This window comes from Streptomyces sp. NPDC033177, assembly GCF_055577715.1.
This window is the reverse complement of sequence record NZ_JBVIPS010000002.1, coordinates 483,820-505,732: the sequence shown is the minus strand read 5'-3', so window position 1 is coordinate 505,732 and position 21,913 is coordinate 483,820. Positions and strand designations below refer to the sequence as shown.

Sequence of the window (21,913 nt, the reverse complement as noted above, 5' to 3'; positions counted from 1 at the left end):
CCTTACGTCCTTCGGGCGTGCAGCAGCAGGATCGACGAGGCGCTCGGCACGGCGCACGCGAGCCGGTCCAGAGCGCGCAGCGGACGCGGTACGCCGTGGAAGGGCGCACCGGCGACGCGCACCACGTCGAAGCCGGACGCGGCGACGAACTCCCGCAGCGCGCGGGCGGTGTAGAGCCGCAGGTGCCCGACGACCTCGGTCCCCGGACGGCCGTGGATGCCGCGCAGGCTGACCTCGGAGAAGATGGGCTGGACGCCCGCGAGCAGGAGCCCGCGGTTGTACCAGGCGGCGAGGTTGGGCGTGGACAGCATCAGATGCCCCCCTGGCCTGAGCACTCTTCTCAGCTCGTCCAGGGCGCTGTCGGGATCGACGAGGTGCTCGATGACCTCGCTGAACAGGACGGCGTCGGCGGAACCGTCGGCGAACGGGAGCCCGCCGTCGGTGAGTTCACCGCGTACGACGTACGGCAGATGCGCGTGCGCCCGCTTGAGGGCGTCCTGGGACCAGTCGACGCCGACGACGCGGTGCCCCGCGAGGAGCGGGGCGGCGGTCGCGGCCGCGGTGCCGTCGCCGCAGCCGATGTCGAGGACGACGGCCGTGCGGGCGGTGGCGGGGCCGATGGCGTCGGCGAGCATCCGGGCCTGGCGCAGGCTGCGGGCGTCGCCGGAGGCCACGGGGACGGAGGGGTCCTCGTAGAAGTCCCGCAGGTCGCGGGGCGCGGTGCTGGTGCTGACCGTACCGGTGCTGGTCACGGTGTCTTCCCCTCCTCCGTGTGCTCCGTCGGCTCCGTGTGCTCCGTGGCGTGGAGGTAGTGCTCGAAGAGGTCGCGCAGGTGTGCCCCGTCGCCGCTGCTGAGCAGGGACTTCGACCAGCGCAGGGCGACGTGCAGCCGGCCCGCGGTGGACGCCGTGGTCACCGTCAGGCCGCGGGGCAGCCGGGCGGGCGCGGAGAACCAGACGGCGTGCGCGCGTCCGGCGTCGCCGAAGTCCAGGGAGTACGGGACGCGGCCGATGTTGCTGAGCAGCGTGGTGGACGTCCAGGGCGCGGCGACTCTGCGCAGGCCGCGCGTCACGGCGGCCCTGAGGGTGACGGGCAGGACGGGCGAGGTCAGGAGGGCGGCTCCGCGGCCGAGTTGGGGCCGGGAGAGGGCCTTGAGCGCGCGGGTGCGGTCGGCCGTACGGCGCAGGAGTGCCCCGATGTCCTCCGGCCCCCACTCCTTGGAGGTCAACTCGGCCGCGCTGAAGGGGACTTCGACGAGCCGGGTGCCGTTCCCGATGGGCATGTCCATGCTGCGGGGCCGGTCGTCCACGGGCATGGTGATCCGGAACGGCTTCGGCCGCGCGCCGTGCTCCCGGTTCCAGTGCGCGATCATCAGGGCGGTCGCCACCATGAGCTGGTCGTTCACGGTGAACGGCGCCCCCTTGGGCCGCCGGGGCACGGCCAGCTCGGCGACGAGCATGCCGTTGCCGGGAGAGGGCTCGGGCGTCCCGCGCGAGACCCGGGCGGGAGGAGCCCACCCGGCGGACGCGTCTCCGACGTCCACCGCGCTCTCGGCGTCGGGGGACGTGGGCGTACGCGACGGGGGAGCGGCGGGCGAGTTGTCCTGCCCGCCGTACAGCTCGGCGGCGGTGGCGAGGACCCGGAGGCAGGCGGGGCCGTCGAGGGCGGTGTGATTGATGGTGAGGAAGAGGACGCTGCCGTTGCCGGGCACGGTGTCTGCCCGGCCGTCGCCCGAGGCGGGCGCGTCGCCGGAGGCGGGCGCGCCGCCGCCGGGAGCAGGCGTGCTGCCCGACGCGGCTGCGTTGTCCGGAACCGTCGCGCCGACCGCCCTGGCCGTCCCGACCGCCCCGCCGTGGGCGGCCCCGGTGCCGCCCCTCTCCTGGGCGATCACCTCCAGGCGGATCGGTGGCGAAGCCGACAGCGGTGGGGCCTCCGACAGGGAGCGGGTGCGGGCCTTCTTGAGGGCGTCCCGTTCCGGCGCCGGGAACGTCACGACCTCCACGTCCGGCTCCGCCGTCAGCTCCCATTCGTAGCGACGGCGGTACCAAGGCCCCCGCGCCTCCCGCATCAGGATGCGCGGGTGGCGGCGCAGGGCCTCGGTGAACGCGGCCTTCAGACGGGCCGGGTCCGGGGTGCCGGGCAGGTGGACCTCGATGTGTACCGTCTCCGGCTCCTCCTCCTGGAGGCAGTGCCGGGAGACCTCGTCGACGACGGGGAACGGCACGCGCCCCGGGGGCCGCTCGGGTCCGTCCGCGTGACGTGCCGGCTGATCGAGTGCGGTCATCGGTCGGTGTCCTCCCCGGAGGTGGACGGCGCCGCGGCTCCCGCGAGCCCCTCCGTATTCCTTGGCCTACGCCGCCTGAAGCGCGTGGTCCGCGCACCCGGCGGTGCCGGTTCCGGCTGGGCCGTCGCGGGGCCCCTGGCCGAGATGGTCGAACTGGTGGCCCGAGGGTCGCCGCCCGCGTCGGAGCCCGGCCCGCTCTCCCCGCGCTTGCGGCGCGGCAGCGGAGTCGTGCCCAGGTCCCGGTCAGGACCGGGTGACGGGGTGCCGCCGCTGACCGGGGGAGGAGGCATCACCGGGGGAGCGGCGGGCGGGGGCTGGTGCGGAGGCGGCTCCCACGGAGCGAACTCGCCGCCGCCACCGGGGCCCCCGGTTGGCGCGGTGGTCCCCTCCTGGGCGCCCTTCACGCTCACCAGCGCCGCGAACAGGGCGATCAGTGCGAGGAGTTGGGCGATGGGGCTGAACGCGCCCTCGTCGGCCGGGCTCGGCTCACCCGCACCAATGGCCGCCGCGATACCCGCTCCTGCCATCGCCACGAAGGCGAGCGGCACGAGCAGCGCGTGACGGCGCCAGGCGAGCAGCGCGAGCGCGGGCACCAGCAGGGCGAACCAGCCCGCGATCACCACCGCCACCAGCGTCAGCGCGACCGTGCCGAGGATCAGCCCCGGCGCCGGCGGCGCCAGGTCGGGACCGTCCGGGTTCGGCTCGCGGCGCTTGATCAGGACCAGGGCGATCAGGGCGAGGACGCCGACACCGCCGCCGATCAGGCCGATCTCGTAGATCCGCGAGGGCTCGTAGGAGAGCTTGACCGTGCCGCCCTCACCCTTGGGGACCAGGAAGCCCTGCTGCCAGCCGTCGAGACGTACGGACGACAGCTCCTTGCCGTTGAGCGTCGCCTTCCAGCCGTCGTTGATGTTCTCGAAGGTCGAGAGGTACGAGGCCGAACCCGCGCCCACCGACACCTCGCGCCGGTCGCCGAGCCAGTCCTTGACGTCCAGGGAGCGGGACTCCTCGTCGATCGCTCCCGGCGTCCCCTGCGTCATCGAGACGTCCATGAGGGCGAGCGGGCCCCCGTCCCCGGCCTCGACGGTGTGCTTGCCCGCGCCGAGCGACAGGGTCGTGTTCTCCGAGCCGCGCGAGCAGAGCGTCACCTCGATGGGCCGCCGCTCGATCAGGTCCCGTACCGAACCCTTCGCGCTCGTCGCGTGCAGCTTGCCGTCGACGGCGAGCACCGGGCCCTCACCGCAGGCGAGTTCGAACTTCTTGGACGCCGACGGCTGCTTCGTCCGGAACTTGTCGAGTGCCGGGACGTAGACCTCGGTGAGGCCCACCGGCAGCTGCAGCTCCTTGTCCGCCACCGGGTTGTGGACCGCCAGCGACGCGGTCTCGGTGATGGTGATGGTCAGCTCGTCCGTGGTGATCGGCGGGAAACGCGTGTTGCCGTTCTCGTCGACGCCGGCGATCGCCGCGCCGTCCGGCGAGCTGATCTCGACCTTCTCGGGGCGCGTCGAGAGTCCGCCCGCGGCGGGCAGCACGACCTCGCCGACCGGCACCTTGCCCTTCCACTTCAGGTGCACCACGGGCCTGTCGCCGGCGATCCACGCCGTCGTCAGGTCGCCGTCCGTGAGGTTGCGCGGGGAGAGACCGCCGCCGAGCTTCGACGTGGAGTCGGCGCTCGCGACGATCTGGTCCTTCTGCTCGGGCGCCACCTTGTAGAGCAGCTCGTCGAGCTCGGACCCCGCCACGGGGAGCGCGCTCGCCTTCACCTCGTACTCGGCCGCGGCCGGAGTGGTGAAGCGGCGGTGCAGCCCCGACTCGGTGTTCACCGGCGAGAGCGCGCTCGGGTCGGAGGCGCGATGCATCGAGTACGTCGTCGCGTCGGCGCCCTCGGCGGGCGTCCTGGACTCGGACGCGGTGTCCGTGGGCAGCTGCAGCAGCTTCGTCACGCGCACACCCGGAACGGTGATCTCCGAGAATCCGGCGCCGGTCAGGCCCTCGTGGCCGATCTCCGCGTCCAGGATGGTGACCTTCAGCCAGCTCGAATCGCCCTCGGGCGCCTTGATGCTCTGACGCATGCCGTTGGGCTTCAGCGAACTGGTGCGGCTGCCCTGCTCCGTCTCCACCCGCACCTTGGTGGGCGCGGCTCGCACGCCCTCCTGGGGCAGCGGCGTGACCCGGAGCATGGACGGAATCGACTCCTTGGCCCTGAACTCGGCCTTGATCCACGCACCCTTCGGCTTTCCGGGGCTTCCCTCGGCCCATGACGTGGCCGGGTTGCTGTCGAAGGCGTTCACGGGGTCGTACTGCGGCAGGTGGAAGAGCCAGTTGCCGTAGCTGGACGCCGTCACGGACTTCGCGCCGCGCAGGTATGCCGTCGTCTGGTGCTCGATCCCGGTGGTGGGAAGGATCTGGTGCGGCTTCTTGCCCGGCTCCTGAAGCGCCTCGCTCGCGTTGCGTTCGTCCGGCGTGTAGGTGTACGAGGTGTTGGAGTTGACCAGGCCGAAGCGGGTGTCCGCGCGACGGAGACCGTCACCGACCGCCTGCAGGCCGGGAGTTCCGACGCCCGGGTGGTTGTCGCCCGTCAGGACGGAGGGGCGGTCCCGCATCGAGGGGTCGGCGGACAGCTGGAGCAGCGACTCGGGGCCACCGCTCACCACGGCCGTGTTCGAGACCGGCTTGATCCCGGCCTGGCCGGGCCGCTCGGCGCCCGTGCCCGGTGCGTAGATCTCCACCGCGCGCTCACGCGGGTAGAGGCCCTCGACCTGGAGGGGCGTGTCCTTCGGGATGATCCCGCCGGTCTGTGTCGGACCGAAGCCGGTGACCCGCTTGAAGCCGGACTCCTCAAGGGTCCGCTTCACGGTCGCGGACGGCACGTTCCCGACCTGGTCGGGATCGAGGTCATTGCGTACGACGACGTAGTACAGGCCCGCGCGCGTCAGGTAGTCCTGCAGACCGGGGACAGCGCCGCCGGTCGCGAGCGCCTGCTCCACCGCGTCCATCGCGCGCCGGTTGCCGGGCGTGCCGAACGGGACGTAGTCCCGCTGCGCCCAGCGCGACTCGGCGAGCACGTCGAGGGGCTGGTCGATGGGCGAGCCCCAGGTGTAGATGCCGTGCGCGGTGGCAGGCACCACGAGGGCGCGGGAGTCGGGGGAGTACTTCTTCAGCCAGTCGCCCGTCGCCTCCCAGTAGTTGGGCAGCTTCTGGAACGAGCCGGGCTGGAGGATCGAGCCGTTCAGGTAGGGGAAGGCGAGACCCGGCAGCACGAGCAGGGCCGCGATCAGCGGGGCGAACTTGCGCCCGCGCACCGGCCGCGCCCCGCGCGCCTGCGCGGCCACGCCCACGAGATGCATCAGACCGAAGACCAGCGCGAGCGCGAGACCCGTCTGGAACTTGTAGATGTTGCGGAAGGGGACGAGCCCGCCGTCCAGCCACGACTGCACCGTCTCGTGGAAGGGCGCGCCGAACGAGCCGCCGTATCCCGCGAGGGTGATCAGTGCGACCGAGAGCACGGTCAGGACGAGCCAGCGCCGCTCGGGCAGGTCACGCCGCGCGAGCCCGGCGAGGCCGAGGGCGGCGGCGAACGCCGAGCAGACCACGACGATCACGGACGTCGCGACCGTCCAGCCCGCGGGCAGCCATGCCTCACCGAAGTGCAGGTAGGCGACCCAGTTGCCGGCGCCGCGCAGGGTCTCCGTGGCGGACATGGTGCCGGTGGTGGTGGCCGAGTTCTCGACGAAGGGGAGGAAGTTCTCGCCGTACACGCCGAGCACGAGCAGCGGCACCACCCACCAGGCGGTGGCGAGGATGACGCCGGGCACCCACCAGGTGATCAGCTTCCGCTTGCGCGGTCCGTTCGGCCGGGACAGCAGATACAGGCCCACCGGCAGCAGCGAAGCGAGCGTCGAGGCCGCGTTGACGCCACCCATGAAGGGGATGACGAGCGCGGAGCGCAGGGCTGCCGAGCGGGCGCTGATGCGGTCGTTGAGCAGCGGGAGCAGCACCCACGGCAGCAGCGCGCCGGGCAGCGCGGCCGCCGACGTCGAGCCGACGACGACGGTGAACGTCGGCCACAGGGCGTACGCCACCGCGCCGAGCAGCCTGCTCCCGCTGCTGCCTATGTTCAGCCGCTCCGCGAGCCGCAGCGCACCCCAGAACGCGGTGGCCACGATCAGCGAGAGCCAGAGCCGCTCCGCCAGCCAGACCGGCAGCTGGACGAGGTCCGCCAGGCCGTAGAACGGCAGCATCGGCCAGGTATAGCCGACGTACTGGTTCTGGATGCCGCCGAAGCCGCCCTGGTCCTGCCACAGCTGGCCCAGGTCGGAGAGGAACCGCCAGGGGTCGACGGCGACGCCCAGCTTGGTGTCGAACGTCATCCGCCCCGGCTTCACGGCCAGGAAGAGGACGAAGACCACGGCCCAGAACCCGAGCAGCCAGCGCTTGGAGCGCGGCCCTCTGCCGGGTTCGGGGGCGTCAGCCGTTGGCCGGACTGCCGCCGGGGGTGGGGCCTGCACCGTGGTCATGGACACCGCCTGAGGATGAGAAGGAGATTCCAGGTGGCGATCTCGCGTACACCCGGCACTTTGGTGATGCCACTGGCCAGGAACGGCCAGTAGCGGGACCGTGCGGACACGACGGACACGTCTTCCCTCGCCCGCACTTGGCGCAGGGTCGGGCCGACGTGGTGAGCGAAGAGGTTCTCGCCGAGCGTGTGTTTGGCTGCCTTGCCTGTACGTCGTTCATAGCGGGCGCGCCCACGGGCGCCGCCCAGGTAGTGCCAGGGCGCCCACTCGTGGCCGCCCCACGGCGAGTACCAGTTGGTGAAGGAGACGTAGATCAGGCCGCCCGGCCTGGTCACCCGCACCATCTCGCTGAGGAACGTCTGCGGATCGTCCACGTGCTCGAGGACGTTGGAGGAGAACGTGACGTCGGCGACGCCGTCCGCCAGCGGGAGCAGATACCCGTCGGCGACGACGGAGCCCTCCGGCGGCTTGGCGCCCAGCTCGGCCGGGTCCGGCTCGAACAGGAAACTCTGGGCGCCGCGGCGCCGGAACTCCTCGGTGAAATAGCCACCGCCGCCGCCGACATCGACGACGACACGGCCCTTGACCGGTCCGTAGGCCTCGACCTGGTCGGCGGCGTCACGGGCGAGCAGGGTGTAACACCGCTCGGGCTCTTGCTGCTCGCGCAGGAAGGCCCGGAAGAGGGTGACGGAACGGCGCAGGGACGGATCCTTCACGCGGACCCCTGGGCTGTCTGGTGCGTGACGATCGCCTCGGAGGCCACCGCCTGGAACTCGCGCACGGAATTGGCCCACCGGTAGCTGGTGGCCCGTTCGCCGGCCGCCTTGCCGAAGGTCTCGCGGCGCTCGGTGCTCAGCGCCAGGGTGCACCAGGCGGCGGCGAAGGAACTCTCGCCCCGGGCGAGCAGGCCGGTCACGCCGTCCTCGATGGAGTCACGGACGCCCGGTACGTCGAAGCCGATGGCCGGGGTCGAGCGGGTCGCCGCCTCGGTGATCACCAGGCCCCAGCCCTCCACGGCGGAGGGGTGCAGGAGCATCCACGCCTCGCAGAGCAGCCGGTGCTTCTCGGCCTCGGAGACATGGCCCTTGAACTCGACGCCGGGTCCCGCGATCTGTTCGAGCCTGGCCCGCTCGGGTCCGTCGCCCACGATCACCAGTCGGCCTCCGGTGACGGGCCTGACCCGCTCCCAGAGTCGGAGCAGCAGATCGATGCGCTTGTACTCGACGAGCCGTCCCATCGCCAGGAACATCGGCTCGTCCGAGCGGGGGTGGAGCGGACCCGGCTCCTCGACCCCGTTGTGGACTATGCGTATGCGCTCACGGTCGACGCCTATCGCACGCAGCGCGGTGGCCGTCGACGGCGAGACGGCCACCAGGAGATTGCCGCGCTGGGCACCGGAGAGCGACCAGTGTTCGAGTCTTCGGCCGAGCCGGGCCGCGGGGGCGAGGGTGCCCTGGAAGCGCATCCCCCACAGATCGGTGTGCACGTGGTTGACCAGGCACAGCGTGGGCCCGCGGTGCCACAGCGGCGCCAGGTACGGCATGCCGTTGCAGACCTCGACGAGGAGGTCGCAGTCGCCGACCTGCCGGGTGAAGGCGGAGCGCGAGCGCAGGTAGTGCCCGAGGTCACCGCCCGCCGACACGACGCGGTAGTCACGGAAGGCCGCGGGCCCGCCGCACAGGAGGGTGACCTGATGGCCGAGCTTGCTCAGGCCGTCGGCCAGCCGGTCGACGAGCAGTTCGGATCCGCCCGCGGCCGGATTCGCCAGGTCGCGCCGGGCGAGAAAAACGATCCGGCGCGGCTGCGGGGGAGGTGCCGGTAGCCGTTGCGCGACCCGCGGGATTGCGGCGCGCAGCGGAGAAGGCACGTGCTGGGGCATGCGTGCTCCAACTCGTCAGGGTGCGGAACCGTGAGGTCGCTATGGGGGGTTGCACCGTTCGGGGGTCGCTTGCGGAGGTGCTGTGCTGTGACTGTGCGGGGGCGGTGCGAGGGCGGTGCGGGGACTGTGTTGGGGTGGGATCGTTAGTTTTCGCCGCCGTGTTCGACGCGGCTACTCACCGAAGTGACAACTTTCGGGGTTTCAACTGCTGACGTCTCATCACATCGTGGTGGGTTGCAGGGCGGTTGGTGACGTATCGCTATTCGGACCGCCCGGCTCCGCCGCGGAACCCGGCCCTCCGGGCCCTTGTGCCCCACTGTCGGAACGCCGTCCGCGCAGGACGAGAACGCCTCCCGCGATGGCGAGCAGCGCTCCCAGCACACCCGTCCCGACCGGCAGCGTCTCGCCCAGGAGCTTCAGCCGGCTGCTGTCGTCGTCCGCGAGCTCGACCTGCGCCTTCTGGGTCTTCTCGGTGAACGCGATGCGCTTGCTCTCAAGCAGCACCGTCGCGGCCTTGTCCGAGCCGGGCGCGCGCAGCGTCTTGCGGGGGCCGATCGCCGCGTAGATGATCCGGCCCGTGCGCTTGTCGGCGACCAGCTCGACGCCGTGGTTGGAGTACCACTCCTCGGCGAGCACGTTGCTGCGCTTGGGCTGCCCCACCAGGCGGCCCGGCACCAGACGGGTCCCGGTCTTGGCGGGCTTCACCTTGGCGGTGAAGCGGTAGCCCTCGTAGCCCTGGATCTTCTTCGTGCCCCGGAAGGTCAGCGGGACGGTCGCGCCGAGGGTGTTGTCCCACCAGACGTACGAGCGTCGTTCCACGTCGAAGGGGAACTTGAGGTAGGCCTCGCCCTCGAAGTAGGGCTTCTCGTCGCAGCAGTGGACCGGCTTGTTCGTCTCGCGGTCGGTGACCCAGCGCTCCTGCGTGAACTGGAGCGAGTCGTGCGGGTCCGACGCCGGCAGCGACTGGTTCGGGTCGACGGACGTGACCACGTCCCAGACGGCGTGCTCGCTGTTGCTGTCGTCGACGTCGCCGCGTACCTGACGCGTGATCGTGAGGTTCTTGTTATGTACGGTCTTGATCTTCTTGGTGTCGAAATAACTTCCTTTGCCCTCGAACACGGTGGTCGTGTCGATGTCGACGGGCGTGCGTTTCGCCCGTGGCTCGACATACCACGCGAGCATCGGGGCCAGGACGAGCAGAAAAACGCCGAGTCCGAGCAGGATCAGCGAGAGGGGCGAGGCTGTGCGGCGCATCCGGCACTCCTGGTGGCGGGTGAGAAGTGTTACCGAGCCGTAGGGGCCGGAACGCTAGGCGGACCCTTGACGAAGTGTCAATGCGTTGATGAAACTGTGCACCAACCGGGTGGGGCCGGTGAGGGACTGTGTGCACGGCATCCGCGCGACCTGGGTGGGATCGACCTCCAGCAGAGAGGCTGACCCTGACATGCACCGATTGTTTGCCGCCGGTCTGACCGTCGTAGCCGCCGCCGCACTCGCCGTGGCCGCTTCGTTCGGCGTCGTCGCGCTCCTGAACGCGACCCCGGAACAGCCCAACACCCCCCTCGTGCATTACGAGACTGCCCCCCGGGGACAGTGAGTGACCGTGCCCGTGACCGAGAGCCAAGGGTCACTGTCCGTCCGTTCGGCCTGGCGCGACGTACCGCCCCTGCAGGTGCGCCGGTTCGCCGCGCTCGCCCTGGACGAGGTGCCCGCCCTGGCGCAGGACATCCTGCGCCAGATCCGCTCCGAGTACCCCGGCCTGCCCGTCGTCCTCGACGACTCGGGCGAACCCATGGCGCTCATCGGCATACGCCGTGCCCTGGAGGGGTTCGTCCAGCAGATCGCCTCCGCCGAGGGCGGGCGGCCGTGCTACCCCCTTGAGGTCTTCCAGGAGTTCGGCAGGGGCGAGGGCCTGCACGGCCGCAGCCTCGACTCGCTCCAGGCGATCTACCGTCTCGGCGTACGGCTCGCCTGGCGCCGCCTGGCCGAGATCGGCCAGCAGATCGAGATCCCGCCACCGGCCATGTACGAACTCGCCGAGTCCGGCTTCGAGTATCTGGACGGCCTCGTCGACCAGTCCGTCCGCGGATACGCCGAGGCCGCGGCCCGGCAGGCGGGCGAGAGGCTGCGCCTGCAACGCAAGCTGATGGAACTGCTGCTCTCCGAGCGGCGCGGGGAACCCGGAGCGTCGGCACCCGCCGACTTCGGGCACGTCTCCGGCGCCACCTCCGCCCCGGGACAGGCCGGTGCCCGCAGCGCCCTCGACGAACGCGCCGCCCGCGTGGGCTGGCAGCTGCCCGAACGGGTCGCCGTCGGCGTGCTCCTGCGCCCCGCGCGGGAGGCCGTGGCGCCCGCCGTCGGCCAGGGCGTCCTGCTCGACATGGAGACGGAACAGCCCCGCATGGTCGTCCCCGACCCCGACGCGGCGGGCCGCCCCGAGCTTCTGCGGCGCGCCATGGCGGGCTGGTCCGGCGCGATCGGCCCGCCCGTGCCGCTGGCCGACGCGGCGAAGTCGTTGCGCTGGGCGCAGGCCGCGGTCCGCCTGATGGAACGCGGACTGCTGCCCTCCGGTGAGGTCCTGCACTGCACCGAGCACACCGAGGCGCTGGTCCTGCTCCAGCCCGAGGAGCTCATCGAGGACCTGGCCCGCCGCTGCCTCGCCCCGCTCGCGCACTGCGGACCCGCGCACGGCCGCCGCCTTGCCGAGACCCTGCTCGCCTGGCTGGAGACGCGGGGCGGCGCACCGGAGGTGGCGGCCCGCCTCGGGGTGCACCCGCAGACGGTGCGCTACCGCCTGCGGCAGATCAGGGAACTGTGGGGAGACGAGGTCGACGACCCGGACCGCCGCTTCGAGCTCGAACTGGTCCTTCGTGCGCGGCGGTTGAGGGGAGAGCTGGGCCGGGTGGGCTGAGGCGCACGGCCCAGGTCCCCGGAGCCGTGCTTGCGGGTAGCCTGCCGCAATGGTCGCAATCGACATGGCGGTACGCGCGCAGGCAGCACTCGGCGAGGGCCCCACCTGGGACTCCGCCGCCCAACGGCTCATCTGGGTCGACATCCTGAGCTCACGCGTCCACACGTACGACCCGTCGAGCGGGCACCGCTCGGTCCTGGCCACCGAGCAGCACGTGGGCGCCGCGAAGCCGCGCGCGGGCGGCGGCCTGGTGGTCAACCTCCGGGACGGCGTGGGCCTTTACGACTCCATGGCCGACGGAGGCGCTTTCCGCTGGCTGCACCGCGAGGTCGTGCCGGGCCGCCGTGGCAACGACGCGGCGGTCGCCCCCGACGGGGCGCTCTGGGCGGGCACGATGGCCTACGACGAGACGCCGGGGGCCGCCAACCTGCTGCGCGTCACGGGGGACGGCACCGTCACCGAGGTGTTCGACGACGTCTCCGTCAGCAACGGCATCGGCTGGAGCCCGGACGGCCGGCTCATGTACTACGTCGACACCCTGACGCGCCGCATCGACGTAATCGACGTACTGGAACCGCACGAGGGCCAACTCCCGCCCACCAGGCGGCCCTTGGCGGAGATCGAGGCCGACGCCGGATACCCCGACGGGCTCACCGTCGACGCCGACGGCTGTATCTGGGTCGCCCTGTGGGACGGCGCCGCGATCCGCCGTTACACGCCGTCCGGCGACCTGGACCGGGTGATCGAGCTCCCGGTGGCCCGCCCGACCGCGTGCGCGTTCGGCGGCGCGGGGCTGCGCGACCTCTACATCACCTCCGCTCGTACGGGACTTGAGGCGCCGCACCCCCTGTCCGGTTCGGTGCTCGTGCTGCCGGACGCGGGACGGGGCGTGGCGCAGGCGGCGTTCGCCGGGTAGGGGCTGATCAGGCGGATTGCCGTACATCGGACGTCCGCGCCGCTGGAACATGCGATTCCGCACACAACCTTCACGGCAGCGGCTTCCTCTGTTACCCGTGGCTCACTTAGCCTCCATGCCTCATGGACTACTGCCACCCGTGCCACAGGCACCTCAACGGCGCCCTCGCCTGCCCGGGGTGCGGCACTCCGGCCGAAGCCTGCCGTGAGTACGCGGAGGCGGTCGCCGCGCAGGACGAGCCGCCGGGTGCCGAGCGCCCGTACGACGGCGAGGCGCCGCGCGGCAGGAGCCGCCGCCGGGAGCGCGGGCGCCGGGCGGCGCACCGCCGCAGGCGTCGCAAGATCCTCCTGGTCACCGCCGGGCTCGCGCTCGCGGCCGGTGGCCTGAGCCTGGCCGAGCTCGGCATCGAGGGGCCCTCGGAGGAACCGGCGGCGGCCTCCGCGCCGGACACCGACGCGAGCCGGTCCGCGTCCCGGACGCCGACGGACCCGGACAGCGGGGCGGCCACGGGCGGCGGTGCCACGTCGGCGACGCCCTCGGCGTCGGCGTCCGCGACGGACAAGGACTCCAAGAAGGCCAAGGACCGCAAGGGCGGCAAGGACGACGAGGACGGCAAGGGCGAGGAGACGGAGGAGGCCGGGCAGGAGCCGGACTCGACCACGCCGGGTACGACCTCCGCGCCGGACGCACCAAACTCTCCCGACGCACCGGGCACCCCAGGGACCCCGGACCCCACCACGCCTCCGCCGAGCTCGCAGCAGCCGGACCCGACACCGGAACCGGAGCCGTCGGAGACGTGCGACCGCTTCCTGTGGTGGTGCACGTAGCGGACGGCGACTCCGGGAGAGTCCGTCAGGCCGCGGGGTCCTCGCCGATCATCCTGCGCAGCAGCGCCCGCAGCGAAAGCCGCTCCTCCCTGGAGAGCTCGGCCAGCGGCTCCCGCGCGAAGTCCAGCGAATCGCGCAGGCTGCGGGCGACCTCAAGACCCTCGTCCGTCGGCGCCGCGAGCTTCACGCGGCGGTCGGCCGGGTCGGGCCGCCGCTCGACGAGGCCGCGTGCCTCAAGGCGGTCGATGATCCCCGTGATGTTCGACGGCTCGCACTTCAGCTTCTTCGCTATGCGGCGCATGGGCAGCGGCTCCAGGGAAAGCAGTCCCAGAACGCGCGCCTGCGCCCCGGTGAGGGCGTGCTTGCCCGCCGCGGCGTCGTACTCCTCGTGGTAGCGCGCGACGACCGTGCCGATGAGCTCGACGACTTCGAGCGTCAGGGGGTCCGTGCGCGGGGTGCGGGAGCTGCTGGTGGCCATGGGCCCCAGGCTACCCCGATACTTGACATAGTGAAATATGTAGGCGCATGGTTGTTTCACAACATGAAGCATTTCCACGATGTCAGCCTGTCGGCAACGGCAGCCTGAGCAGGAGGAGGACGCCCGCATGTCCGTCACCCCCGAGGCCCCCGGGTCCGCGCAGCTCCCCGCCGTCAGCCGCGAGTGGCACCTCGTGCGCCGCCCGCACGGCTGGCCGGTCCCGGAGGACTTCGCACTGCGCGAGGTCCCTGTGACCGCCCCGGCCGACGGCCAGGTCGTGGTCCGCAACCTGCACTTCTCCGTGGACCCGTACATGCGGGGCCGGATGAACGACGTGAAGTCGTACACCCCGCCGTTCAAGCTGGACGAGCCCATGCAGGGAGGTGCGGTCGGTGAGGTCATCGCGTCGAACGCCGACGGCCTGGCCGTGGGCGACCACGTCCTGCACTTCGCCGGCTGGCGCGACTACGCGACCGTCCCGGCCAAGCACGCCGTGAAGGTGGACCCGCAGGCCGCGCCGCTCTCGGCTTACCTCGGTGTGCTCGGCATGCCGGGCCTGACGGCCTACGCGGGACTCTTCGAGGTCGCCTCCTTCAAGGAGGGTGACGCGGTGTTCGTCTCCGGCGCCGCGGGTGCCGTCGGCTCCCAGGTCGGCCAGATGGCCAGGCTCAAGGGCGCCTCGCGCGTCATCGGCTCGGCGGGTTCGGACGAGAAGGTGAAGTACCTCGTCGAGGAGCTCGGCTTCGACGCCGCGTTCAACTACAAGGACCCGCGCCCGGTCGTGGAGCAGCTGAAGGAGGCGGCCCCCGACGGCATCGACGTCTACTTCGACAACGTCGGCGGCGAGCACCTCGAAGCCGCCATCAGCCGCATGAACGTGCACGGCCGCGCCACCATCTGCGGCATGATCGCGGGCTACAACGACACCGAGCCGACGCCGGGCCCGCGCAACATGGCCATGATCATCGGCAAGCGCCTGCGTCTGCAGGGCGTTCTCGTCGGGGACCACGAGAACCTCCAGCCGCAGTTCGTGGAGGAGGTCGGCGCCTGGATCCGCTCCGGCGAGCTCAAGTACAACGAGACGGTCGTCGAGGGCGTCGAGAACGGCGTTGAGGCATTCCTCGGCATGCTGCGCGGCGAGAACACCGGAAAGATGGTCGTTTCTCTCGCCTGAGAGTGGTGAGCCGGTGAGGTGAGGGCGACGGGCGGTGGCCGCTGCAGGTGGCCGCCGACCGTCGTTTTCCGTCATCCGATAAAGTAATTCCACATTGTCGCGACTGTGGGCGCGCATCGCGGAACATCTCAGGAGGAACCGGCACTTATGTCCATCCAGCAGATCGACGTCAAGTACACCGCCGTCGCCACCGCCGAGAACGGCCGTGTCGGCCGCGTCGCCACCGATGACGGCAAGCTCGACGTCGTCGTCAACCCGCCGAAGGAGATGGGCGGCAGCGGCGCCGGCACCAACCCCGAGCAGCTCTTCGCGGCCGGCTACAGCGCCTGCTTCCAGGGCGCCCTCGGCGTGGTCGCCCGCAAGGAGAACGCCGACATCTCCGGCTCGACCGTGACCGCCAAGGTCGGCATAGGCCAGACCGAGGCCGGCGGCTTCGGCCTGGAGGTCGCGATCACCGCCTCCATCCCGAACGTGGACGCGGCCACCGCGCAGGCCCTGATCGAGAAGGCGCACGAGGTGTGCCCGTACTCCAGCGCCACGCGGGGCAACATCAAGGTGGAGCTCGCGGTCGCCTGATCGCCTCTTCGCGTACGTGACGGAGGGCCGCACCCCGAACAGGGGTGCGGCCCTCCGTCATGGAGTGCGGCCCTCCCTCAGGTGACCGCGGCGGTGTGCACCGCCCGCACGAGCCGCCCCTCCTCCGGCGCCGGGCTGCCGGGGAAGGGGAAGCGGCGCCGCGTGTAGCCGTAGGCCAACCCGCTGCGCGGATCGGCGAACGCCTGCGAGCCGCCCACGCCCCGGTGCCCGATGGACCCCGCGCCGAGGAACGGGTGCCAGGCCTCGGCGACGTTCTGGAACCCCACTCCGAACGATTTGTGGGCCCGCGCCACCAGGTCGAACCCGTTGGAATGGATCTGCCCGAACTCGGCCACGGTGTCCGGCTTCAGGAGCGGCTCCCGCCCGTCGAGCCCGCCGACCGCTGCCGCGTACAGCATGGCGAGACCGCGCGCCGATGCGACACCGCCGACGGACGCGGGCCCCTTGGCGCGCACCAGACGGGAGTTGGGGAGCGACTCCAGGTCGGTGGGGTGCGTGCCGTTGCGGTTGAAGGCGATGGAGTTCAGGGTGCCGGGTTGCGGCGGCTGCGCGTCCATGAGGGCGCGCTCCGAGGGGGAGGGGATCGCCGGCAGGACGGAGCGGAAGCGGGGCTCAAGGGCTTCCGGAAGCCCGAGGTAAAAGCCGAGGCCGAACGGGGCGCGGACCCGCTCCTCGTACACCTCCTGCAAGGTCTGCCCGGTGGCCCGGAACACGACCTCACCGGCCAGCGCCCCCACGGACAGTGCGTGATAGCCGAAGGCGGTACCGGGACGCCAGTAGGGCCGCTGGCCCGCGAGGCGCGCGGCGATGGCACGGTCGTCGGCGACCTCCTCCGGGCTGAAGCCGCCGTCGGCGCCGACGACGCCCGCGCGGTGGGAGAGAAGCTCCCGGAGCGTGATGCCGCCCTTGCCCTCGGCCGCGAACTCCGGCCAGTAGTGCGCGACTTCTCGATCCAGCTCCAGGGTCCCGTCCTGGACGAGCAGCGCCATGACGAGATGGGCGGCGCCCTTCGTGGAGGAGTAGACCCCGAAGAGGGTGTCCCCACCGGTGTCAGGCCCCACCCACAGGTCGACGACCTGCTCCCCTCGTACGTACGCGGAAAGCTGCGCGGCATGATCGGGCTTCTCCCCGGTGAGTACGGCGGTGAACTCGTCCCGCACGGCTTCGTATCCCGGGGCAGTGGTGCCTTGCACTTTGATCTCGCGGGTCATGCTTTTCGATTCCCCTAACCGCCCCTTCCCAGAAACCTGCTGGCGCAGGGGCCTTGTGCGTGCCGTGCCGTCATCACCGGCTCCGCCGAGTTCGTCCTCAAACGCCGGACGGGCTAGAGATTTCCCCGGCTCGGGGAAATCTCAGCCCGTCCGGCGTTTGAGGCCATCTTGTACGGGGTCTGGGGCGGAGCCCCAGTTTCGGGAAGGGGCGGGGTTGGGGAAAGCCCCGCAGGGATTGCCCTAGCCCCGGCTCACACTCAGCAGCGCCCGCCCCACCTGCGGGAACACCCCCTTGGGGTGGTCCCGGAACAGCGGCTCCGTGCCGAACAGGACCACGCGGGACCCCGCAGCGGCACCACTCACGACGGAAGGCTGACCCGCAGCGTCAGAAGGCCCACCCGAACCGCCCTCCGCAGGACGCCAATGCCCGGAAACCAGCGGATTCCCGGCCCCATAGGACTGATCCACCCGCACCCCACTCCCCAGCCCCTTGAACCACATGGGCGAGTAGACGAACGAGTGCGACACCGCACCCCCGGTGACAGGCCCCCCGGAATTCACCACCCGCACCACGCCATTGGCATCCCCGTTCCCGGAGACCGCCTCAACGGAAAGCAGCTTCGCGTCGGAGTTCAGCGAGGCCCCCTCCGAGCCACGCCCGACAAGCCCACCGCCCCCGGCGAGGAACGAGTCGAGCCCGGCCTTCGCCCCCGCGTTCAGCTCCCCGTACGAAAGCCCGGCCGACACGAACAACGCGTCCGCACCCGACTTCTTCCAGTCGAAGCCCGCGTTGAGCACCGCGGTCGAGACCGGCACCACGTCGAAGTTCATCTCCCGCAGCGCGAACAACTCCCCAGGAGTCACGGCCGCCGCGACCCGAGTCGCCCGCACGACAGCCCCACCCTTCGTCTTCGTCGCGTCGAAGGCGACGTCGTACTTCTTCGCCGCGGCGACCGCAGCGCCCCGCGCCGACGAGGGCAGGATCACGCTGCCGTCATCAGCCCGCCGTACGGAAGTCCCGCGCGCGAGCAGCCAGTTGAGAGCGGCCACCTCACGCGCGTCGTCGAGCCGCAGCCGAAGAGATCCGCGCGAGGCGACATGGCCGACGCGCGAGGCGGAGTCCACGACACGCGTGCGCACACCGGAGAGCGAGCCGTCCTGCACGGAGTCCACGGTCGCGCCCCACAGCCGCCCGAGGCTCCACCCCGAGATGTCGTACATGGTGGACACCTTGTCGCTGATGTCCCGCCCGTCGGCGAGCATCACGTTGGCGAGCCCGCGCTTGGGCTGACGCATGTCGATGACGTACGAGCCCTCGGCGTACGAGGTGCCGCCGAGCCGGAAGTCCCGTGTGGCCCTGCGGACTTCGACGTCGTTGTCGAGCAGATGCTCCACGAGCCGCGAGGCGGCAGCGGCGGAACGCTGACCTCGCCCACCCTGTGGGATCACGTACGCACGCGGGAAGTCGGTCGTGTAGACGTCCTCCGGACCGATGCCGGGCACGCCCGGTACGGTCTCCGGCGACACCGGCACCTGCGCCGCGCCCACCGCGCCCCGCCGGAACGTCTCGATCTGGTCGGCGATCACCGAAGTGCGGTGCTCCTGCGTGTACTTGAGCGTCGCCGACATGGCGGCCCCCGCGATGTCCACGTTGATCGCGGACCGTCGCCGCAGCTCGGGCACCGGGAGCTCGTCGTACTCGTCGTTGTTGACGGTCATCGGGAACTCGATGGTGTGCGCGGCGACCGTGCCGTGGAACGGCATGTACTGCGGGGTGAAGATCGGCGGCCAGTCGTCCCAGCCCTCTTCCTGGTCGCGGAAGGGGATGATCGCCGGCTCGACGCCGTCCTTCTCGGGGGTGTAGCCGAGGCCGTTGACCGCGGCCTCCATGCCGAGGGCGTTGGCGTAGGTGTTCTTCAGGAAGAGGTCGTACTCGTAGTTCTCGCCGTGCGGGGGAGTCGTCGGCTCGATCAGCGTGCCGTTGACGTACCCGTGCAGGTCGATCATGACCGCGGGCTGCTTGTCGATGGCGATCTGCCGCATCGCGCGCGCCTCGGGCTGCGAGGCGGTGATGAAGTCGCGGTTGAGGTCGAAGCCGTTGGCGTTGGCGCGGGTGCCCGCGATGCGGCCGTCGGGGTTGGCCGTGACGTTGAAGTAGAGCCGGTTGTGCGCGAGCAGGTCCTTTGTTTTGCCGTCCTTGGCCTTCGCGAGCTTCTCGATGAGCTTGAGGGCGGCGTCCGTGCCCTCCCACTCGTTGCCGTGGATGTTGTTGTTGATGAAGACCGGTGTCTTGTACGAGGACTTGACCGCCGGATCCTTGGCGGCGGCCGCGGGCTCGTTCTCGATGAGTTCCCGCATCCGCTCCTGGCGGGCGGTCTCCTTGGCGGACTCGGGGGAGGTGACGGTCACCAGATAGAGCTGGTGACCGCCCGCCGAACGGCCCGCGATCTCCACGCTGACCCGGTCACCGGCGCCCTGGATGTCATTCAGCTTCGGGGCGATGGAGTGATAGGGGGCCAGACCCAGTTTTATCGACTTGTCGTCAGGATTCGCGGGCGGCGGGGTGAGCTTCTGCTCGCGGGGGTAGCCGCGGTCCTTGCCGCCCCGACCCGAGTCGAGGCCGGGGGTCCCGGCGGTTCCCAGAGCCCGGTCGGCGGCACTCTCCGGGTTCCTCGCGGCCCGTTCCGTACTGCTGAGGGGGGAGCCGTCGCGAAGGATGTCGCGCCCGCCCGGACGGGGGTCGGCGGTCGCGGCGCCGGGGGCGAGGGTGGTGAACAGGAGAGCGCCCGCCGAAGCGAGGGTGGTGAGCAGAACGGGTCTGGATGGCCGGGATATGCCCATACGTACCTCCGGGAAAGAAGCCAGTACGCGTGGTCTACCGTCTCAACCCCCGCGCAACAAGAGGGCCTTCACCTCCCTCCGCCCCCACACGTCCCGCGGGCCGCGGGGCCGTGACCGGCGGATAGGCTGTGCCGCATGCGTGATCTGGGACGTGGCTTCGGCTATTTGATGAAGGGCCAGCGCTGGGTTGCCCAGCACGGCAAGCAGTACGGAGTCGGCCTGCTGCCCGGCCTGATCACCCTGCTTCTCTACGCGGCCGCGCTCGTCGCGCTCGCGTTGTGGGGCACGGACCTCGTCGACTGGGCCACGCCCTTCGCCGACGACTGGTCCTCGCCGTGGATCGGCCTCTTCCGCGGCTTCCTCACGGCGCTTCTCTTCGCCCTTGCCCTCCTGCTGTCGGTGGTCACCTTCACGGCGGTGACGCTCCTGGTGGGCCAGCCCTTCTACGAGTCGCTCTCGGAGAAGGTCGACATCTCGGTCTCCGGGTTCGCCCCCGAGTCGGGCCTGCCGCTCTGGCGCGAACTGTGGATCTCCGCCCGCGACAGCCTCCGCATCGTCGCGCGGGCCCTGGTCTGGGGCATCCTGCTCTTCGCCCTCGGTTTCATCCCGGTCGCCGGCCAGACCGTCGTCCCGGTGATCGGCTTCTGCGTGACGGGCTTCTTCCTGGTCGAGGAGCTGACGGCGGTGGCGCTGCAGCGCCGGGGCGTCGAGGCCCGCGAACGCCTTGCGCTGCTGCGCGGCCGCAGGCAGCTGGCGTGGGGCTTCGGCACCCCGCTCGCCGTGGCCTTCCTGGTGCCGTTCGTCGCCGTGTTCCTGATGCCGGGTGCGGTCGCGGGCGCGACGCTCATGGCGCGGGAGCTGATGGGCGAGGACAGCGGCCGGGACCCGGACGACGACGACCACCGGGGCGCGGCCGATCCGGCCGGCCCCGGTGGACCGCAGGCCGCTACCGGCGGGCGTTCATAGCCGCCGTCAGGATCTCGCGCACCTGCGCGATGATGTCGAGCCGGTTGCGCACGAAGTCGGGATCGGTGACCGCGCCCGTGGCCGGGTCCGTGTTGCCCGCCCCGAACTGCAGGACCGGCGTGTGCACATGGCCGCCGGGCAGCCGGTCGTGCAGCCCGAGGCGGTCGCGCAGCAGCGTCGCCCGGTAGGCGATCTCGTTCGACAGGTAGTTGCCGCCGCCGCCCTCGCGGGCCGTCGAACCGGCGGTGGGCCCGTCCGGGCGGACCACGGGAGCGCTCTGGCCCGCCGGGATCTCGGTCACCGACGTGTTGTCGTACACCGGGAAGCGGCCCGTCTCCGCGCTCACGATCTCCTTGTACGGGAGCGTCGTGGACGTCCACTGGGGCTGCGTGGCCGGGTCGGTGACCGGGACGGTCTCGGTGCGCGAGAGGTTCTCGTTGTCGGGGAAGCCGCCCCGCCAGGCCCCGTTGGTCCGCTCGATGTCGAAGCGCCCCACCCGGCCCTGGCTGATGGTGGTGAAGAGGTCGACGCGGGGGAGGTGGGCGCGCAGGGTGCGCTCGACCGTGCCTTCCGCGAAGTCGTCCCAGCGGACGGGGAAGACGGCGGTCTCCACGCGGGCGGGCCCGTCGGCGGTCTCGATGACGGCGCCGTCCAGCGCCAGGGCGGTGGCGCCCGACGGGTTGCTGATGCGGACGTCACGGTCGAGCGTGAAGGGGTCGAAGCCGGTGACGAGGATGCGCTTGAGGCGGTGGCCCGCGCGGTCCTTCTGCGGGTAGCGGATGGAGTCGTGCCCGCGGGAGGCGTTCTCCAACGCCCGTATGAGCCGCTCGTGCCGGGCCTTGCTCACCCCGAACCGGCTCGGCTCCCACTGCCGGAGCTCCCGCGTCATCCCGAGCCGGGCCCAGTACAGCGGCCGGTCGTCGTCCCGGCTCAGGTCCCCGGCCTTCACCGCCGGACCCTGCCCCTGCGCCCGGTCGACGGCACGCCGCCACAGGGCGTCTCCCTGTCGTACGACGACGCGCTTGGCCTCGGCGTACGAGTGGGCGCGGTCCAGGGCGCGCACGAACTCCGGTGCCACGGAGTCGAATCCGCTGCGGCGCAGGATCTCCTGCGGAACCGCCCGGTCGAGGCGCTGCTCCTCGGCGGTCCCGGCGGGCGCGTCGGCGGCCGATGCGGGCACCGCGGCGAGGGAGAGCAGGAGAGCGACGCCGAGCGAGGTGAGCCGGGCGGCGCCATGGGACGTAAGTGACACGGGAGTCCTTCCGTGGCCGGTGGGGATCGTCGCAGTATCCCGGCAGAGCCCCGGCCCCCG

General features: G+C 71.5%; 17 protein-coding genes. 7 read left to right on the top strand and 10 right to left on the bottom strand.

What is annotated here, in order from left to right:
- Positions 1-2: 2 nt before the first annotated feature.
- The 6 genes from ACZ5U5_RS08335 to pgfA form a co-directional block, all read right to left on the bottom strand.
- The gene (locus tag ACZ5U5_RS08335) at positions 3-752 is read right to left on the bottom strand and encodes a class I SAM-dependent methyltransferase (RefSeq protein ID WP_469018015.1); all 750 of its coding nucleotides are present in this window, start codon (positions 750-752) and stop codon (positions 3-5) included.
- On the bottom strand, positions 749-2,284 hold the full coding sequence (locus tag ACZ5U5_RS08330) for a condensation protein (RefSeq protein ID WP_469018013.1): 1,536 nt from the start codon (positions 2,282-2,284) through the stop codon (positions 749-751). The genes ACZ5U5_RS08335 and ACZ5U5_RS08330 overlap by 4 nt, the downstream gene beginning before the upstream one ends.
- The gene (locus ACZ5U5_RS08325; protein ID WP_469018010.1) at positions 2,281-6,801 is read right to left on the bottom strand and encodes a DUF3367 domain-containing protein; all 4,521 of its coding nucleotides are present in this window, start codon (positions 6,799-6,801) and stop codon (positions 2,281-2,283) included. The genes ACZ5U5_RS08330 and ACZ5U5_RS08325 overlap by 4 nt, the downstream gene beginning before the upstream one ends.
- Complete coding sequence (locus ACZ5U5_RS08320) at positions 6,798-7,517, bottom strand: class I SAM-dependent methyltransferase (RefSeq protein ID WP_363208536.1); 720 nt, start codon at positions 7,515-7,517, stop codon at positions 6,798-6,800. Before ACZ5U5_RS08320 ends, ACZ5U5_RS08325 begins: the two co-directional genes overlap by 4 nt.
- A complete protein-coding gene (locus ACZ5U5_RS08315) occupies positions 7,514-8,680 on the bottom strand; it encodes a glycosyltransferase family 4 protein (RefSeq protein ID WP_469018007.1) in 1,167 nt (388 codons plus the stop codon). The genes ACZ5U5_RS08320 and ACZ5U5_RS08315 overlap by 4 nt, the downstream gene beginning before the upstream one ends.
- 219 nt (positions 8,681-8,899) lie before the next feature.
- Positions 8,900-9,934 (bottom strand): cell envelope lipid trafficking protein PgfA, encoded by a 1,035-nt coding sequence (gene pgfA, locus ACZ5U5_RS08310; protein ID WP_469018004.1) that lies wholly within the window; start codon positions 9,932-9,934, stop codon positions 8,900-8,902.
- A 190-nt stretch (positions 9,935-10,124) separates the two neighbouring features.
- Here pgfA and ACZ5U5_RS08305 point away from each other — a divergent pair, with 190 nt between their 5' ends.
- The 4 genes from ACZ5U5_RS08305 (at position 10,125) to ACZ5U5_RS08290 (ending at position 13,334) form a co-directional block, all read left to right on the top strand.
- Positions 10,125-10,277 (top strand): hypothetical protein, encoded by a 153-nt coding sequence (locus ACZ5U5_RS08305; protein ID WP_469018002.1) that lies wholly within the window; start codon positions 10,125-10,127, stop codon positions 10,275-10,277.
- Between the two features lie 6 nt (positions 10,278-10,283).
- Entirely contained in the window at positions 10,284-11,591 is a 1,308-nt protein-coding gene (locus tag ACZ5U5_RS08300; protein ID WP_469018000.1) for a PucR-like N-terminal domain-containing protein, read from the top strand.
- A gap of 49 nt (positions 11,592-11,640) precedes the next feature.
- Entirely contained in the window at positions 11,641-12,507 is an 867-nt protein-coding gene (locus ACZ5U5_RS08295; protein ID WP_469017997.1) for an SMP-30/gluconolactonase/LRE family protein, read from the top strand.
- A gap of 122 nt (positions 12,508-12,629) precedes the next feature.
- A complete protein-coding gene (locus ACZ5U5_RS08290) occupies positions 12,630-13,334 on the top strand; it encodes an SCO2400 family protein (protein ID WP_469017995.1) in 705 nt (234 codons plus the stop codon).
- Between the two features lie 25 nt (positions 13,335-13,359).
- Here ACZ5U5_RS08290 and ACZ5U5_RS08285 read toward each other — a convergent pair whose 3' ends face one another.
- Positions 13,360-13,812 carry a MarR family winged helix-turn-helix transcriptional regulator gene (locus tag ACZ5U5_RS08285; RefSeq protein ID WP_469017992.1) on the bottom strand — a complete coding sequence of 151 codons (453 nt, stop codon included), beginning with the start codon at positions 13,810-13,812 and terminating at the stop codon, positions 13,360-13,362.
- Positions 13,813-13,939: 127 nt separating this feature from the next.
- On the opposite strand from ACZ5U5_RS08285, the gene ACZ5U5_RS08280 reads away from it, so the two are divergent.
- Together ACZ5U5_RS08280 and ACZ5U5_RS08275 are read left to right on the top strand one after the other, a co-directional pair.
- Positions 13,940-14,986 (top strand): NADP-dependent oxidoreductase, encoded by a 1,047-nt coding sequence (locus tag ACZ5U5_RS08280; protein ID WP_469017989.1) that lies wholly within the window; start codon positions 13,940-13,942, stop codon positions 14,984-14,986.
- Between the two features lie 147 nt (positions 14,987-15,133).
- Positions 15,134-15,562, top strand: a complete 429-nt coding sequence (locus ACZ5U5_RS08275; protein ID WP_469017986.1) for an organic hydroperoxide resistance protein — start codon at positions 15,134-15,136, stop codon at positions 15,560-15,562.
- 77 nt (positions 15,563-15,639) lie between these two features.
- Here ACZ5U5_RS08275 and ACZ5U5_RS08270 read toward each other — a convergent pair whose 3' ends face one another.
- Together ACZ5U5_RS08270 and ACZ5U5_RS08265 are read right to left on the bottom strand one after the other, a co-directional pair.
- Complete coding sequence (locus ACZ5U5_RS08270) at positions 15,640-16,794, bottom strand: serine hydrolase domain-containing protein (RefSeq protein ID WP_469017983.1); 1,155 nt, start codon at positions 16,792-16,794, stop codon at positions 15,640-15,642.
- Between the two features lie 240 nt (positions 16,795-17,034).
- Positions 17,035-19,635: a M14 family zinc carboxypeptidase gene (locus tag ACZ5U5_RS08265; protein ID WP_469017980.1), complete on the bottom strand. Its 2,601-nt coding sequence runs from the start codon at positions 19,633-19,635 to the stop codon at positions 17,035-17,037.
- A 135-nt stretch (positions 19,636-19,770) separates the two neighbouring features.
- Here ACZ5U5_RS08265 and ACZ5U5_RS08260 point away from each other — a divergent pair, with 135 nt between their 5' ends.
- Positions 19,771-20,601: an EI24 domain-containing protein gene (locus ACZ5U5_RS08260; RefSeq protein ID WP_469017977.1), complete on the top strand. Its 831-nt coding sequence runs from the start codon at positions 19,771-19,773 to the stop codon at positions 20,599-20,601.
- Here the strand turns inward: ACZ5U5_RS08260 and ACZ5U5_RS08255 are convergent.
- Complete coding sequence (locus ACZ5U5_RS08255; RefSeq protein WP_469017975.1) at positions 20,582-21,853, bottom strand: pyroglutamyl-peptidase I; 1,272 nt, start codon at positions 21,851-21,853, stop codon at positions 20,582-20,584. The genes ACZ5U5_RS08260 and ACZ5U5_RS08255 overlap by 20 nt on opposite strands.
- Between the last annotated feature and the right edge of the window lie 60 nt (positions 21,854-21,913).

What these genes read in the sequence shown, in the direction of transcription:
- ACZ5U5_RS08270 (WP_469017983.1), bottom strand. Translation starts at nt 16,794, where the DNA reads ATGACCCGCGAGATCAAAGTGCAAGGCACCACTGCCCCGGGATACGAA.
- ACZ5U5_RS08285 (WP_469017992.1), bottom strand. Translation starts at nt 13,812, where the DNA reads ATGGCCACCAGCAGCTCCCGCACCCCGCGCACGGACCCCCTGACGCTC.
- ACZ5U5_RS08315 (WP_469018007.1), bottom strand. Translation starts at nt 8,680, where the DNA reads ATGCCCCAGCACGTGCCTTCTCCGCTGCGCGCCGCAATCCCGCGGGTC.
- ACZ5U5_RS08260 (WP_469017977.1), top strand. Translation starts at nt 19,771, where the DNA reads ATGCGTGATCTGGGACGTGGCTTCGGCTATTTGATGAAGGGCCAGCGC.
- ACZ5U5_RS08280 (WP_469017989.1), top strand. Translation starts at nt 13,940, where the DNA reads ATGTCCGTCACCCCCGAGGCCCCCGGGTCCGCGCAGCTCCCCGCCGTC.
- pgfA (WP_469018004.1), bottom strand. Translation starts at nt 9,934, where the DNA reads ATGCGCCGCACAGCCTCGCCCCTCTCGCTGATCCTGCTCGGACTCGGC.
- ACZ5U5_RS08265 (WP_469017980.1), bottom strand. Translation starts at nt 19,635, where the DNA reads ATGGGCATATCCCGGCCATCCAGACCCGTTCTGCTCACCACCCTCGCT.
- ACZ5U5_RS08305 (WP_469018002.1), top strand. Translation starts at nt 10,125, where the DNA reads ATGCACCGATTGTTTGCCGCCGGTCTGACCGTCGTAGCCGCCGCCGCA.
- ACZ5U5_RS08295 (WP_469017997.1), top strand. Translation starts at nt 11,641, where the DNA reads ATGGTCGCAATCGACATGGCGGTACGCGCGCAGGCAGCACTCGGCGAG.
- ACZ5U5_RS08290 (WP_469017995.1), top strand. Translation starts at nt 12,630, where the DNA reads ATGGACTACTGCCACCCGTGCCACAGGCACCTCAACGGCGCCCTCGCC.
- ACZ5U5_RS08275 (WP_469017986.1), top strand. Translation starts at nt 15,134, where the DNA reads ATGTCCATCCAGCAGATCGACGTCAAGTACACCGCCGTCGCCACCGCC.
- ACZ5U5_RS08325 (WP_469018010.1), bottom strand. Translation starts at nt 6,801, where the DNA reads ATGACCACGGTGCAGGCCCCACCCCCGGCGGCAGTCCGGCCAACGGCT.
- ACZ5U5_RS08330 (WP_469018013.1), bottom strand. Translation starts at nt 2,284, where the DNA reads ATGACCGCACTCGATCAGCCGGCACGTCACGCGGACGGACCCGAGCGG.